This is a genomic window from Parachlamydia sp. (assembly GCF_050255895.1).
GTDB classification, from domain to species: domain Bacteria; phylum Chlamydiota; class Chlamydiia; order Chlamydiales; family Parachlamydiaceae; genus Parachlamydia; species Parachlamydia acanthamoebae.
Window position 1 is genome coordinate 1 of sequence record NZ_JBFWIR010000034.1, and the last position, 14,932, is coordinate 14,932.

Genomic DNA, 14,932 nt, shown 5'->3' on the forward strand with positions numbered 1-14,932 from the left:
GGGATATGGTTGGGCACGCGTATCAAAAATTTTTGGAAAAAATCTGGTAACCTTTTTAAGGATTCAAAGCTCAGAAATTCATCAAATTTTTTATCAAATACAAGTACATTAGATCTCTTGAAATAAGAGCATACGAAGATGAAAGCCCGACAAAATTGCTCAAACTGTTGAGGGGTGAGTTTTTCCATATTTTCTAAATAGCTATTCATTTTCCTAAAAAAATCGTCGATTTTGTTTTCAATCAATTGTTCTTTCGTTTCTGTACCTGGAGCCTTTGATGAAAAAGATGGTTGGTGTTCATCCCATTTTCTTTTTGTTGCTCGGAAGGTTTTGTTACTTGCGCTTGATGGAACTGAGATACTTTGTAATATTTGATGGGGGATAGGGTTCTGAGCCTCTGGTTGATAGGGGGGGAGTGTAGACGAAGGGCTTAGAGGATTTGGTGGGAAACCTGGGAATTGCATCGTTTGCCTTTTAGTTTATATAAAGAGAGATAGAAATGATAAAAATTCTTTGTACAGAGTGTTTGCTCAGCACAAAGAATTTTCCTCAATGTTTAAAGATTTGATTCAACAAATTCTTTGAGGCCTTCTTCAGTTAGCGAGCCGACGTGACGTGAAATCTCTTTCCCATCTCGAAAAAGCACAATGGTTGGAATTGATTTAACCTGATACTCCGAGGTGGTCTTTGAAGCATTATCTACGTTGAGCTTATAAAATGTGGCTATGCCTTGCATGTCTTGAGCGACTTTTACGAAAATAGGACCAAAAGAACGGCAAGGTCCACACCAAGGAGCAAAAAAGTCGACTAAAACATATCCTTCTTCAATCTTGGAAGAAAAATTTTCATCATTGAGTTCATCGACAGAAATTTCCTTGCTTACAAGTTTTTCTTCGAGATAAAAAACTTTAGATGAATTTTCAGAATTGGTTTTAATATCTTCATTTGCAAAGCAAGCTGCACTTAATAATAGAAATAATGCAGAAAAGTAGTTTTTATAATTCATATCAATTCCTTTTGTTAGTTATATTATAAATTTTATTGTTCATTTTATTGTTATTAGAGTTTAATATCAAATTATTAATTGTGGAGAGTAAACAAGAAACTTACAGACGCATAAAGGTTTGAGTCAATTTTTTACTCAATCGTTTTGTTGAGCTGCGCAAATCTGATCAATTCTATAATTAAAATAATCTATCGCGGAAATCAATTGTTCTGGAGTGGTAATCATTTCTGCTCGCTGAATTCGCAGTGCCCGTAAAGCTTTTTCCGCATTAAATCTAAATTCGCGAGGATTGATTAGAAAATTTTCAGCTAAATCCTGAATGGATTTTTCAATCGCAAGACACAGCAAAACGAGACCTGTTCTTCCAACTCCTGCACTGCAGTGAATCAAAGTTGAATTCTCTGGTGACAAGTTTTCCAATTCAATGATGTGATTAATCAGATTGTGTAGCTGAGTACTTGTCCTTCCCCTATGATCTTGCCAATCTTTGATATGCAGGTGTTTGATTCTTTGTTCTTGAGATGTTTGTTCACATTTCACTGAAAACTCTCGAAGCTCTAGTCCAGGCATCAGAATTTCACTTAAAAGTTCGACATCTATTGATTGAGAAAGTTGATCTTCGAAGAGCCCTTTTTGCTCTTTCTGAGTAGGCCAATAACGTACGCATTTTACAGTTGATCCCTCTGAAAAATCTGTCGCCATTACGATAAGAGAAGTCTTGACCTTTAAAGCTGCGCTCCAAAAATCTCCTTGAGTAGTGATTAAGGGACCTTGTGTCGCATAACGTATTCTTTTATCGATTCCATCAATGCGACTTCCATTTAAGTAAAATCCAATTTCTTGCGAAATAGAATTGTAGTCATAGGGCATTATGTCTGGATAACGATTGAGGGAACGATTGATTAGGGCTTCTTGAACATTCAAGAATCGCTTGAAAGATACCTTTTCCAAAAGCCTAATCGCTTCCTGTTCTGTCGTGATTAGTGTAGGATTTTGATTACTTAATTCAATACTTTGGGATAATGGGGTATTTAGAGTTTGGAGAAAGGCTTTGCCCTTGCCTTCCCGTATAATCTTTATGCGCTTAAAGCGGCTTTGTAAACCAAAAAGATCATATTTGAAGTCAAAAGCAAGGGGCTTTGGACTAGGTGGAAATTGAAAGCAATATCTACAAGATTGAATATTGATTGTTTTTAGCGTTTTGGATTGCAAAATCTCTCTCAAAGCAAAGAAATCGATGAATTCGATTGATTCGAGCCCTAGATTTTCTAATGTTGGTAATCTTGCAATAGATTTTAAAGTTAAGGGAGGCAAGATGCTTTTCGAGCATTCCCCGTCTTCATCTGTATAATACAGAAAACCTAGCGTTTTTAGATTTCCCATCAATTCAGGTTTTAGAAAGGGGCGGATTGAAGATCCTCTGCGTACAACAATCTCTATCTTTTCCAGTTGAGGCATGTTTTCAAATAAGGACAAATGAAAGGAGGAGAACTCAAAGTCTACGTGAATCTCCCTAAGGTTAGAGAGTTGACCATCTTTAAGCAATTTTTTCCATTTGTCATCGAAGCAAGTTGTTAACATCAATGATTCCAAGTTAGGAAAAAGAGAGGGAAGAAATTTATATATGGAGCACTTCAGATCAACTCTCAAATGTTTTAAATAAGAGCCGTATTTTTCCAAAACTGGGATATGACTTTGCGTGTATTTTATGGGATTTTTAAGAAGCTTTGCTAAGCATTTGGAAATCAGATCCTCTATAGCATTTGATACGATTTCACTATTTTGACAGACGTCATCATGGTAGAGATCGATAAAGATTTGTAATAACTCAGGATGATATTTTGAATCCGAGCAGTAACGTTCTAGATGACTAAGCTCTTTTTGGAAATCTAAAAGAATCGATGCCCTGATATAGGATTTAAGCTGTTCAGGTTGGAGTTGTTGCAAATTAGCCGATTCGCAACAACACGAGTGTTCTAACAATAATTCTAAGATAAGTGGATCTCTTTTGTTAATTTCATCTAATTTTGCCGGGATGTCAGCTGCTTTAAAATCCCTTTGGAGGATTATGGAATAGAGATGGAAAACCTTATTGTTGCAGGTAATGCTATAATCGGCATATTCGGCTGTATTCACCCCACTGATGTTGACACTGAAATGATGATCCACAAATTCTTTTAATACATCAGAAGGAACTGCATGTGTGAATACAAATAAAGGCTCATAAGGGGGGATTAGTTCCAGTGTTTTTTTTAAGGCCGCGGGGAATTTTTTTAGTGCGGTGAAGCTAAGAAATTCATCAAACTTTTTATCAAAGACAAGGCTGTTGGAATTTCGGAAATAGAGAAGTATTTGTGAAAATTTTTTGTAAACGGGTCCCAGAATTTTGGGATCATATTCCTCTATATTTTCTAAGATGTGATTAAATTTCTTAAAAAAAATATTCACCTCATCATCGCTTGGAGCCTTGGTGAGAGGGTAGCTTTCATGTGCTCTTCTTGCTCGAAAAGTTTTGTTGGAGCTTCGAGGAACAGGAAGAAAAATATTTGCTAATTGTGAAGGTGTAGGATTTGTGTGAGTGCTAGGAATAGTATAAAAAGAGCTATTAGGAAGAGGAAGAAGGCCTTCAGTGCTTGGAAATTGCATAGGATTATTTTGCCTTTTATGAGTTTTTAAGAGAATTATTCGTTCAGAAATAGCCTGTAACCATTTTCGGTATATTTAAATGTATTTAAAGATTTGACTCAACCAATTCTTTCAGGCTTATTTATTTGAATATGCAAAGGAAAGCCCTCATGCAATTTAGAAGGGGGGGTGGATATCTAAGATGTCTTCAGGGCAGGCGAGTATAGTAGACTACAGATTTGAATAGATAAATGCTTTTAAAGAATTCTCGGGTAATTCACCTTCATGGCGGTTGATTTCGCGGCCATCTTTAAAGAAAATTAAAGTAGGGATGGAAACGATTTCGTACTGCTCCAAAAGATTCCAGGAAGTGTCGATATTAACTTTATAAAAAATGACCCTTTCACGCATCTCCTGAGCAATCTTTACAAAAGTAGGTTCAAAAATTATACAAGATCCGCACCATGGGGCATAAAAATCGATCAAAGTGGGTCTCTCTTGAGTTTTTGAATAAAAATTTTCTTCGGTAATTTCTTCTACCAAAAAGTTGTAGCTTTGGTAGGGAGACTCTGCTTTTAGGTCATTAACAGAGAGCAATAAGAGGAGGGCAAAGAGCCAAGACTTGTCCATTTCAGATCCTTTGAGAGAGGGCATTTAAATGGCGAATTATAGGATTGAAAGCATTTATGATCAAAATGTTTTGTGGAAACAGGCTGAGCATGTATGTAAGAGAAAGTTTGAACTTTGAAGATTTAGAAAGAGAGTCAGAATAAAAGTTATTCTGACTCTCTTTCTAAATTACTCTTCTGAATCTAATGAAGACACTTGTTCGACAATGGCTTCTTTAAGTTCTGCAAGTCCTAATTTCTCAGTTGCAGAAATTTCGAAAAGAACGTTTGAAGGCAAGGTATAATCGCTGCGGAATTGTTTGATGTGTTCTTCAGATTCTAGAGCATCAATCTTGTTAAGAATGACCAAGAAAGGTCTCTCAAGTAGCTCCGGATTGTAAGCTTCCAGCTCTTGTCGTAGGACGCGGTAGTCATCGGAAGGATTTCGCCCATCAATACCCGAGGCATCTAAGACAAAAAGCAATAATTTGGTGCGTTCAATATGGCGTAAAAATTCAAAACCTAATCCGCGGTTTTCGTGAGCATTTTCAATGATGCCCGGAATGTCCGCGATAAAAATACGTTTGTAATCGGGGAGTTGAATGTAACCAATATTTGGATGAAGGGTTGTAAATGGATAAGGAGCAATTTTTACACGTAAATAGGTTAGCGTAGAAATCAGTGTGGATTTTCCTGCGTTAGGGTATCCGACGAGACCAACATCCGCAATGAGCTTAAGTTCAAACTCAATCTCACAAGCTTCGCCTTTTAGGCCTTCTGTACAGATGTTTGGGGCGCGATTCGTTGGCGTTTTAAAGCTGTCGTTTCCACGTCCGCCTTTTCCACCTTTGCACAATACAACTTTTTGCCCATTTTCTTTGAGGTCGTACAAAACTTCACCTGTTTGAGTATCCTTTACAAGTGTTCCGCAAGGGACTTTAAGAACAAGGTCTTGGCCGTTACGTCCTTTTCGGCAATTTGCTCCGCCTTGGACTCCATTTTCGGCTTTTAGAATACGTCTATTGCGAAACCATTCTAGCGATGACAATTGAATGTCTGCTTCTAAAATGACTGAGCCCCCGTTGCCGCCATTTCCGCCGCAAGGTCCGCCTTTTGGAATATATTTTTCTCTGCGCCAAGCGATAACGCCGTTGCCACCTTTGCCTGCAGAAATATCGACAACAACACGATCAAAAAACATAAGGGTATGGTTCCTTGTATAAATTTAATACTGAAATGAGGAGAGGGTAGAAAAGGACAATAAAAAGAATGGGAGATTGAGCTTAGCCACAGAGCTCAGCGGTGATCATTGACACTGTTCTCTGTGGTTGGCTGTGATTCTTAGGCGCCAGTTTCGATAGAAACAAACGTTTTAAAAGTCTTTCGAAATGTCACGATTCCATCGACAAGTGCAAATAAAGAGTCGTCTTTAGCTCGAGCGACGTTTTTGCTTGGGTGCCATTTAGTTCCTCTTTGTCTAACTAGAATGCTGCCTGCTTTAACAAGCTGACCAGATCCAACTTTAACTCCAAGACGCTTTGAGTGAGAATCGCGTCCGTTACGGGTTGACCCCTGCCCTTTCTTATGTGCCATTTTTTCCTCCGTTAAACTGCTGCAATCTCGGTAATGCGAATGCGTGCATATTTTTGTCTATGGCCAAACTTTCTTCTCTGGTTTTGGCGCTTTTTGTATTTAACACTCACAACTTTATCACCCAATACTGTTTCAAGGTATTCGCCTTTTACTAGGTAATTGGAAACGTGTGGTTGGCCAACCGTTGTAGAAGCGCCATCGTTCACAAGTAGAACTTCTCGAAATTCTACAACACTTCCTGGAGTTGCATCGAGCAGTTCAACATCGATTGTAGCGTCTTTGGCAACTCGATATTGTTTTCCGCCGGTTTTAATAATTGCGTACATTTTTATCTCCCTACAGTCTTCGACCTATTTAGAATAGAAGCTCAGCTACATCTGGGCAAAAAAATCGTCAATTTTTTTGGATATTTCTTTCGAAATGTAAGTGAGCCTTTTAAACATAATGCTAAACTATAGCCGAAATCTCGTTTGAAATCAATCAGAAAATCGGGATAATTTTGAATATAAAGCTTTGAGAAGAAAAACCAAAAAAACGGGATTTATGAATATTGTTCTTTTACAAAGTCCTCTCTCAATTGAAGAAATTGAACTGTTGATGCAAGAATTTCCCCACTATCTTTTTTTAGCCTTTACGGAAACGACCTATCGAAATTTAAGCAAAGAAGATTGGGGAAAAGTCGAAATTATCTATGGAAATCGGCTGGCTGAAAATGAATTTGCATTAGCTGATCAATTAAAGTGGATTCATTCACCCTCGGATCAATTAAATCGATTATGTTTAGATTTGATTGCGGATCAAGGGAATGTTCAGATCACAGTCACGAGAGAGGAAAATGTGGTGCAAATAGGGGAGTATGTCCTGGGAGTCATGTTGGCTTTTGCGAAAAATCTATTTAAATGGAAATTTCTTGATCAAGATCCTGCTGCTGTTTGGGCCAGCGAGTTGCGTGATCAAATGTGGACATTGAACGGAAAAAAAATGTTGCAAATTGGGTTAGGTAAGACCGGATCAGAAGTGGCTCGTATGGCCAAACAATTTGGAATGACCATTTGGGGTGTGCAGCCACACGCTTCTTTTAATCCGTATTGTCACAAGACATTTTCTTTGGAAAATTTTCATCATTTGATTTCGGAAGTGGATATTGTAAGTCTTTGTTTGCCAAGAAGTCGAACTTTTGAAGAGTGGTTTGGGGTTAAAGAGTTCGATTTAATGAAAAATAATTCCATCTTAAGTGTTGTTGGGTCTTACAAAATTTTTTCTCAAGCAGCTATAAGCAAAATGCAGCAGTCCACTAAATTGCGTGGTCTTTTGATTGATTCCTCTTATCAAAATCCCATTCCTCAGGGATCTCTTCTTTGGCAGATTCCGCAGGCGATCATTACGCCTGAAGTCGGATCGCGTCCCAAATCTGAGTCAACTGAAGCCTATCGAACATTTCGGTATAATTTGCGTCAGTATGTGCATGGCAATGCCAGTGCCATGCGTAATCGGATCGATCACAATGCCATGATATTTGATATTTGAAGACTCCAGATTGGTTGATTGGGACAGTTTCATTTAATGGGATGCTATAAATTTGACTCAGTTACGATGTCGGAGGCTGGTGTGTACTTTAACCCAAGTGCTTTAAGATCAGGGGTGTTTTGTTGCAGTTCATGCAAAAATTTTGGGGCTAATAGTTTCTGATAAATGAACACGAGTGTTGGTGGTTAATAATTGATATAAACGAATGATGTCATTTGTATCTTTTTCACTCACAGGGGCTTTTGAATTGAGTAATTCGGACAGGTTTGCATGAATGGTTCGGATTTTTTCCATAGCGGAGCTTTATCCTCTATAAAACAAAGAGTCGTTCTTTCTTTGCCTTCTCGAAGAGATTTTCCTAGGCCCACCGATTCAGCTTCATTAAGTGCATGTGTCATTGTCATTGGAGTAGAGCTTTCGCTAGCTCCAGTGGCGTAAGCCGTTTTTTGCCTTCATAATTTAGAGCATAAATAATGACAGCTTGCGTTGCCGGGGTTAATTTAGGGATGGCTCGAAACATCCGGCTGGTTTGGCATCTATCTAACCAATCCTTCCAAAGAAGGTAACTAAATCTGTCAGGGGGCACAAATTCAACTTCATGTTTCATAAGTCTTTTGTGATCATATGAATTTTATTTGAAATGTTCGTTTTTATCTGAAGTTGTTCCAGGTGTTTGCGGATCGCGGGGGAGTTAATGTGTTTTCAAGGGCGATAGCCCAGATGTTAGAAATGGCGCAAGGTAGAAATGAACAGATTTTTAAGAAAAAGGGTGGTCTTCCTTATCTTCCAGGTCTTGGTTCGAAAAAAAAGCATGGAGTGTTTCCTTCAAATAACATTTGAGATCTTGTATTGTATCCATAGAATAAACTAACGATAACCTAAAATTTTGCACAATAACATATGCAATGTTATTGATGTTTTATTAACAATAATCACGAGTCAAAAATGAATGGAATAGAGTCTGCTTCTACTAGGTTCGATATCAAGATATTGGAAAATGGGGAGGTCGAATTAACAAAATTGTTATCACATATTGCTGAACAGCAAAAAAAAGTTCAAGAATGCTTGGGTTCCATTCATCTGGCAGATCCAGGCTTATCGCAAGAAAGCAATAAAAAAATATTCGGGATATTTAGTGCTAGCTTAATGGAGTTATTAAAAATTAACACTGTTGTGAGTGATTTTCAGAAAGGGATGGCTATCAAACACAAAATCGTGGTTGCCTATGATGTCTCTAATCAGCTTCCGCAGGCCATGGGGCTTGTGTTGCTTAATCGGGAAGATTTCAAGGGCAAGAAGGGTATCGAGCTCTATTCCTTGATTACGTCTATCTGGAACTTGAATTACCCGCAAAATAGCAATCATCCACATCGAGTGAAAGGGGCGGGTTCTTCTATTGTTGAATTTTGTAAAAAGCTTGGGGCAGAACATCAAGCCGAGTATCTCTATCTTATGGGGGCTCCTGGGGCTTTATCTTTTTATGAGAGGCTCGGTTTTAAGCGCGATCCTGAATTTGCAGAAAATGGATCGAAAGAAGACCTATTTGCAATCAAGCGCACACCGATGTTTTGTGATTTAGAATCCAAATAGAAAATTCAAGGGTTGTGGAGATAAAAAAAAAGCAGAAAAAGCCGAAGCTTTTTCTGCAAATGTGGCCAGAACTGGAATCGAACCAGCGACACAAGGATTTTCAGTCCTCTGCTCTACCGACTGAGCTATCTGGCCGGATAGAAGGAAAAACATAGTCGAATTGCAATTTTTGTGCAATCACTTAATTGCATTTTTTCGATAAAAATGATTTATCCCCTTAATAAATAAGGGGATAAAAACGAAAAATGCCTCACGTTATTTTTCACTCATCGCGGGCTTTTTCGTGGGATGTACAGAATTTTGAAGGTAGATCATATCTTTTAAGATATTAACAGCCTCAACTAACTGAAGATCTTTGGTGTTGATGGGCTGTGTTTTATCATCAGAATTTATGACGACTACTTTCGAGGCGTCGTCCTGGTTGGTTAAAAATTTTTGGTATTGTGTATTACTGACCAATCGATGAGCGCTGTTTTTTCTTAACACAGGGAGCATCGTGCGCCAAGTACGGATTTTGTGTTGCAGAGTAGGAGAATAATAGCGTAGGTACCAAGGTTTTAAAGTCGGATCGATATCCTCTAAAAGATCTTCATAAGCAGAGGAAATGGTGTCGTGTGTAAGAGGATATTCAAGAAATTCTTCTCCGATATTTTCTCGGCTAAATTGACTAGGCACAATAACATCCGCTTTAACACCCTGAATTTGGGGGGTCTTTCCTGAGACTGTGTAGTATTTTCCAACTGTGACTTTAAAGTAAGAAGAGCCTTTATTGTCAGTGACTGTTTGGCTTTGAATCGTCCCTTTTCCATACGTTTGTTCGTCTCCGACGACGAGTGCGACTCCGTAATCTTGTAAGGCCTGAGCTACAATTTCTGCAGCAGAGGCGGTGGCTTTTGAGGTCAGTACAATTAAAGGCCCATTGTAATAAGCTTTTCCATCCATATCGCGATAAAAACGTTCTTCTCCATTCGAGTACTTAGAGATTACGATCACGCCATTGGTAATAAAAAGCCCGGCGACTTTGACTGCTTGACTTAAAAAGCCTCCACTGTTTTCGCGTAGGTCTAAAACAAGTCCACGTATTTTGCCTTTTTGTGTAAGTTCATTCAAGGCTTTGCGGACGTCAAGTTCACTATTGATCCCATGAATCCCCTGATAAAAAGAGTTGAGAGTGACAACTCCTAATACTCCATCCTCAAAAGACTCATAAGAAGCTTCGGCTCGACCTTCATCAATGGAGATGGCTTCGCTTGTTAAATCCACATGATAGATCGAGCTTGTGTAATCGTTGTCAGGTGTAGCTGGCTTTTTTAGCACCATGGAGATCACTGATCCCGGTTTGGCTTGCAGGCTATGCATCACTTGATCAAAAGATTGATTGGTCGCATCTTTACCGTTGATTTTAACAATTTGATCATCAAGCTGTATTTGGCCATTTTTGGCGGCCGGCCCATTTTGTATGATTCGGGCCACAATCATTCCATCTTCCGTTTCTTGAGGAACTAAACCCACTCCGATGACCCCTTTCTCAAGGCGCATTTTCATGTCATAGGCTTCCGACGCATCATAAAAAGTCGTGTGGGCATCTAAGCTACGTGTTAAGGCTTTTAAAATATGCATCACAAAAAGATTCTCTCTTTCTGGTTTTGCTAAATCTCGACCCGCTGTATTTCTAAATAAATATTTATCTTCTTTTTCACGCTGTTTATTTTCATAGAAGGCGAGAATAGCTTGCTCATTTTTTTGTACTTTAGCCGCGCCATAGTGATTAATTTCAGCATTGATAAAGCGCACCATATCTTGCTTAATCCGACTCATTAATTCATTTGTACCACGCACGAAGGGACGTTTTAAATCGGGGTCTTCCCAATCGCTTTTAGCATCTTTTGGGTTTTGGTAAAGAAACAATTGCTTGGGGTTTTTGATCAGATTTTGACGAATTTTGCGAGCACGGAGGATAGAGCCTTGAATCATTGAATTGAGTCGGCTATAGGCTCCAAAATCACTTTTTAAATATTGTTTTAAAAGTTGTTGAGCTTGCTTATCATTGACATTTAAAAAAGGGGTTGTTTCTGTCTCGAGAAGGTAAGTTCGATCGGGATCAAATTGGTCAATGTAGACTTTAAAGGATGTTTTAAGAATTTGATCAGATATTTTTTTTTGCGATACGTGCTGCTGCAAAATGTTTTGCATGACTTTATTGACATCGGCCGTTTTAAGGAGTTCATGTTCGGCAGAAAAGGCATAGGAGAAGAGAAAAATCAAAAGAAAGAATAGTCGTTTACAAATCGGCATATAGGCTCCCAGAAGTTGGAATGTCACTATTCTTAATTATAAATAATTTTTTTAATAAAAACAATTATCTATCTCTTCTATTTCAAACTAATTTAAAATGATTGCGAAATAAATCTGTTTCACATTCCAAAGCAATGATTTATGCTATGCGCAGAAATCATTCCTCAGCTATGCTAGTGTTTGTGTTGCAGGGAGATTTAACAAAGTGAATCAAGAAACATTTGAATTTGAGAATTTTACGGGATCTCTGGAGTTCCTTTTGCATTTAATCCAAAAAAACGAAATCGATATTTTTGAAATTCCGCTACGCAGAATGACTTCCCAGTATTTAGAACGTTTTAAGGATCAAGAGGATGCGCAAATTGATCAAGGCGCGGATTTTATTGCTTCAGCGGCCTCTTTGCTTTGGATGAAAAGTAAAACACTTTTACCCAAGCATGAGCAAGTTGAAGAAGAAGTCCTTGAGATTGAAGATCCTCATTTTGAAATTATTCACCACTTAGTCGACTATTGCCGTTTTAAAGATGCCGCCAAAGATCTTGCTGAAAGAGGTGACTCTCAAAGCGTTTATTATTCCCGTGGAATCGAACCCTCAGAAATTAAAAAGGGCATGGGATTAGCGCATCTTTCCTTAACAGATTTAGCCGCTCTCTTTCAACAAGCATTGACAAAATTTTCCGCACAAACAAAGGTTGTGCAAGAAGAAGTCTGGCGTGTTTCCGATAAAATCCGGCATTTGCGTGTAGAATTAAAAAAATCGGACAGATTCTTATTTGCAGATCTTTTAGCATGTGCATGTTCCCGTGACGAATTAATTGTGACTTTTTTAGCTGTGTTAGAACTGATGAAACTTGGGGAACTATCTGTATTTAAAGAAATTGAAACAAATTTAATTATTTTGAGCTCGCCCTCATCAACAAAAGATATGCATTGATTTATGACGAATGAAATTAATTTATTCGAGTCCACGTTAGAAACCTGCCTGATTAATACGTCTCGAGTAGAAGCGGCCAAAGCGGCTGAAGAAAAATATGATCGGGACCAGCAGTTACAAATGCGCAGGAAAATTAAACAAATTTTAGAAGCTTTGCTATTTGCCTCGAGCGAGACAGTTTCTTTCAATAAAATGCGCGAGATTATCGAAACTTTTTATCCGATAAAACCGCGTATGCTACGAGAAATTATCGAGCAACTTCAAGAAGAATATATTTCACAAGGAAGAGCTTTTCGATTAGAAGAAATTGCGCAAGGATTTGTCCTGCGTTCTTGTGAAGAATATGCCCCCTATATCCAAATGCTATTTAGGCATAAAAAGTCTGAAAAACTTTCTCAAGCTGCGGCGGAAGTCCTTGCAATCATCGCTTATCGACAGCCCATCACTCGTCCACAAATCGATGCTATACGCGGAGTAGATTCTTCTGGAACTCTCGTTAATCTTCTTGAGCGAGAGCTTATCGAAGCCGTTGGAAAATTAGAGGCTCCAGGACGACCTACCTTATACGCTATTACGCAGAATTTTTTAACTTACTTTGGATTACGGGATTTAAAAGATTTGCCACAATTAGATTTAGGGGCAAAAAGGTAGTCAATGACAGATACATCTAAGCCAGTATTACAGGTACGCCACCTCCATACATATTTTCAAGTTGGAAAAAAGCACTTCCCTGTTGTTCAAGATGTATCTTTTGATTTGCATGCCGGAAAAACGTTGGCTATTGTTGGAGAATCGGGCTGTGGAAAAACCGTGACAGCCTTATCGATTATGCGGATCCTTCCTGTTCCCCCTGCTTTGCATCCAAAAGGAGAAATTCTATACCGTAATCGCAATCTTTTAGAAATACCAGAAAAAGAGATGGCGCGTATTCGGGGAGCTTCCATTGCGATGATTTTTCAAGATCCCACCAATGCTCTGAATCCCGTATATACAATTGGAGAGCAGCTCTTAGAAGTTGTTGAGATGCATCTGAATATTTATGAGGATGAAGCAACTGCACGTGTCATAAAAGCTCTAAAAGATGTGGGAATATCTTCTCCAGAAGATCGATTGCAAGATTATCCTCACCAGCTTTCGGGTGGAATGAAACAGCGTGTAATGATTGCCATGGCCCTTGTTTGTGAGCCCGATATTCTGATTGCCGATGAACCAACTACAGCATTAGATGTGACCATTCAAGCGCAAGTATTGGATTTGATGTGTGATCTTCAGCACAAAAAAGGGATGGCTATTCTTTTAATTACGCACGATATGGGAATTGTAGCGGAGATAGCGAATGAGGTTGCTGTTATGTATGCCTCAGAAATTATCGAAAGAGGTCCTGTTGAGAACATTTTTGGGAATATGGCGCATCCTTATACCGTGGGATTGTTTAATTCCAGGCCTGGAGGAGATCATGAAAGAGGCCGATTAAATGTGATCAAAGGAGCTGTTCCTCCCTTTACACATTATCCAAAGGGATGTCGCTTTCATCCTCGTTGTCCCTATGTCATGGGAAAATGTAAAGAAGGGGAAGTTTTGAATTTTGCCATCGAGTCTAGCCTGCACGACACCAAGTGTTGGTTGTATGATCAAACTTCAGAAAGTCAAGATAGATTATTCCTCTTATCTCAAGCAAAACCGAAGGCATTGCGATGACAAAGACATTGCTGGAAGTGCGGAATTTGAAAAAGTTTTTTCCTGTCTATTCAGGGCTCTTTCGCCATCAAACAGCGGAAATTAAGGCTGTAAATGGGATTGATTTCAAAGTCGAAACGGGAAAAGTTTTGGGGATGGTTGGCGAGTCTGGCTCGGGCAAAAGTACGGCAGGACGTGCCGCTATTCGTTTGATTGAACCGACGGAAGGGCATATTTCTTTTTTAGGACAAGACCTATTAGCCATGAGTCATAGTGAACTGAAATCTGTTAGAAAAAATGTGCAGATGATCTTTCAAAATCCCTATTCTTCTCTAAACCCCCGTAAAACAATTGGAGAAGCTATTGGAGAAGGGCTTATCTATCATGGTTTAGTCAAAACGCGAGAAGAGCAGATTGAAACGGTGGCAGAAACGCTTGAGTCTGTCGGATTATCACCAGATGCAATGCGCAAATATCCCCATCAATTTTCAGGAGGGCAACAGCAAAGGATCTGTATCGGACGCGCCATCGCTATGCGACCACAATTGATCATTTGTGATGAAGCCGTTTCAGCTTTAGATGTTTCCATTCAAGCTCAGGTCTTAAATTTATTGACAGATTTGAAAAATAAAATGGGGTTTAGCTATCTCTTCATTTCCCATGATTTGTCTGTGATTGAGCATATCTGTGACGAAGTGGTTGTGCTTTATTTAGGCAAAGTGATGGAGTGTGCTTCCAAACAAGAGCTATTTCGCAATCCAAAGCACCCTTACACACAAGCACTTTTATCTGCTATTCCTCGTTCTTACCCAGGTCAAGAAAAAAAAAGGATCCTGTTAAAAGGGGAGATCCCTTCTGCGCAAAATCCGCCTAGTGGCTGTCCATTTCGCACGCGTTGTCCTTATGCACAGCCTATTTGTGCCGTGACACCCCCTAAAAAGGAGGTGCTGGATTTAGTAAGCGGAAAGAAGGATCATATCTATCACTGTATTCTTGATTAATTATTATGTGATGTTTTTAAGGGATTTGTATATATACCCAAAATCGTGTAAAATAGGCTGAAAAAAAATTTTAAGA

At 38.9% G+C, this 14,932-nt stretch carries 15 protein-coding genes, 1 tRNA gene and 1 pseudogene; 6 read left to right on the top strand and 11 right to left on the bottom strand.

The window, feature by feature from the left end; all coding sequences use genetic code 11:
* The 7 genes and pseudogenes from AB7E63_RS07380 to rplU form a co-directional block, all read right to left on the bottom strand.
* Positions 1-464, bottom strand: a pseudogene (locus tag AB7E63_RS07380) (protein-tyrosine phosphatase family protein); the annotation flags it as partial.
* 92 nt (positions 465-556) lie between these two features.
* Complete coding sequence (gene trxA, locus AB7E63_RS07385) at positions 557-1,006, bottom strand: thioredoxin (protein WP_006341329.1); 450 nt, start codon at positions 1,004-1,006, stop codon at positions 557-559.
* A gap of 135 nt (positions 1,007-1,141) precedes the next feature.
* Positions 1,142-3,652: a protein-tyrosine phosphatase family protein gene (locus AB7E63_RS07390; protein ID WP_006341328.1), complete on the bottom strand. Its 2,511-nt coding sequence runs from the start codon at positions 3,650-3,652 to the stop codon at positions 1,142-1,144.
* A 210-nt stretch (positions 3,653-3,862) separates the two neighbouring features.
* Entirely contained in the window at positions 3,863-4,261 is a 399-nt protein-coding gene (locus AB7E63_RS07395) for a thioredoxin family protein (RefSeq protein ID WP_428419088.1), read from the bottom strand.
* 168 nt (positions 4,262-4,429) lie between these two features.
* Complete coding sequence (gene obgE / locus AB7E63_RS07400) at positions 4,430-5,440, bottom strand: GTPase ObgE (RefSeq protein WP_006341326.1); 1,011 nt, start codon at positions 5,438-5,440, stop codon at positions 4,430-4,432.
* 140 nt (positions 5,441-5,580) lie between these two features.
* Complete coding sequence (rpmA, locus tag AB7E63_RS07405) at positions 5,581-5,832, bottom strand: 50S ribosomal protein L27 (RefSeq protein ID WP_006341325.1); 252 nt, start codon at positions 5,830-5,832, stop codon at positions 5,581-5,583.
* Positions 5,833-5,843: 11 nt separating this feature from the next.
* On the bottom strand, positions 5,844-6,158 hold the full coding sequence (gene rplU, locus AB7E63_RS07410; protein WP_006341324.1) for a 50S ribosomal protein L21: 315 nt from the start codon (positions 6,156-6,158) through the stop codon (positions 5,844-5,846).
* Positions 6,159-6,375: 217 nt separating this feature from the next.
* On the opposite strand from rplU, the gene AB7E63_RS07415 reads away from it, so the two are divergent.
* Complete coding sequence (locus tag AB7E63_RS07415) at positions 6,376-7,359, top strand: NAD(P)-dependent oxidoreductase (RefSeq protein ID WP_428419090.1); 984 nt, start codon at positions 6,376-6,378, stop codon at positions 7,357-7,359.
* A gap of 129 nt (positions 7,360-7,488) precedes the next feature.
* Here the strand turns inward: AB7E63_RS07415 and AB7E63_RS07420 are convergent, their stop codons facing one another.
* Together AB7E63_RS07420 and AB7E63_RS07425 are read right to left on the bottom strand one after the other, a co-directional pair.
* Entirely contained in the window at positions 7,489-7,653 is a 165-nt protein-coding gene (locus AB7E63_RS07420) for a hypothetical protein (RefSeq protein WP_161792767.1), read from the bottom strand.
* A 106-nt stretch (positions 7,654-7,759) separates the two neighbouring features.
* A complete protein-coding gene (locus tag AB7E63_RS07425) occupies positions 7,760-7,966 on the bottom strand; it encodes a hypothetical protein (protein WP_013924512.1) in 207 nt (68 codons plus the stop codon).
* 338 nt (positions 7,967-8,304) lie between these two features.
* On the opposite strand from AB7E63_RS07425, the gene AB7E63_RS07430 reads away from it, so the two are divergent.
* Complete coding sequence (locus tag AB7E63_RS07430; protein WP_050784568.1) at positions 8,305-8,949, top strand: GNAT family N-acetyltransferase; 645 nt, start codon at positions 8,305-8,307, stop codon at positions 8,947-8,949.
* 62 nt (positions 8,950-9,011) lie between these two features.
* Here the strand turns inward: AB7E63_RS07430 and AB7E63_RS07435 are convergent.
* A tRNA-Phe gene (locus AB7E63_RS07435) sits at positions 9,012-9,084 on the bottom strand.
* A 120-nt stretch (positions 9,085-9,204) separates the two neighbouring features.
* Entirely contained in the window at positions 9,205-11,244 is a 2,040-nt protein-coding gene (locus AB7E63_RS07440) for a S41 family peptidase (RefSeq protein WP_006341318.1), read from the bottom strand.
* Positions 11,245-11,449: 205 nt separating this feature from the next.
* On the opposite strand from AB7E63_RS07440, the gene AB7E63_RS07445 reads away from it, so the two are divergent.
* Genes AB7E63_RS07445 through AB7E63_RS07460 form a run of 4 tightly spaced genes read left to right on the top strand, consistent with a single transcriptional unit; the run spans position 11,450 to position 14,856 of the window.
* The gene (locus AB7E63_RS07445) at positions 11,450-12,178 is read left to right on the top strand and encodes a segregation and condensation protein A (protein ID WP_006341317.1); all 729 of its coding nucleotides are present in this window, start codon (positions 11,450-11,452) and stop codon (positions 12,176-12,178) included.
* A 3-nt stretch (positions 12,179-12,181) separates the two neighbouring features.
* Positions 12,182-12,829 (top strand): SMC-Scp complex subunit ScpB, encoded by a 648-nt coding sequence (gene scpB, locus AB7E63_RS07450; protein WP_006341316.1) that lies wholly within the window; start codon positions 12,182-12,184, stop codon positions 12,827-12,829.
* A gap of 3 nt (positions 12,830-12,832) precedes the next feature.
* Positions 12,833-13,876, top strand: a complete 1,044-nt coding sequence (locus AB7E63_RS07455; protein WP_428419092.1) for an ABC transporter ATP-binding protein — start codon at positions 12,833-12,835, stop codon at positions 13,874-13,876.
* Positions 13,873-14,856, top strand: coding sequence for an ABC transporter ATP-binding protein (locus AB7E63_RS07460; RefSeq protein WP_006341314.1), 984 nt, complete (start codon positions 13,873-13,875; stop codon positions 14,854-14,856). Before AB7E63_RS07455 ends, AB7E63_RS07460 begins: the two co-directional genes overlap by 4 nt.
* The last annotated feature ends 76 nt before the right edge of the window (positions 14,857-14,932 follow it).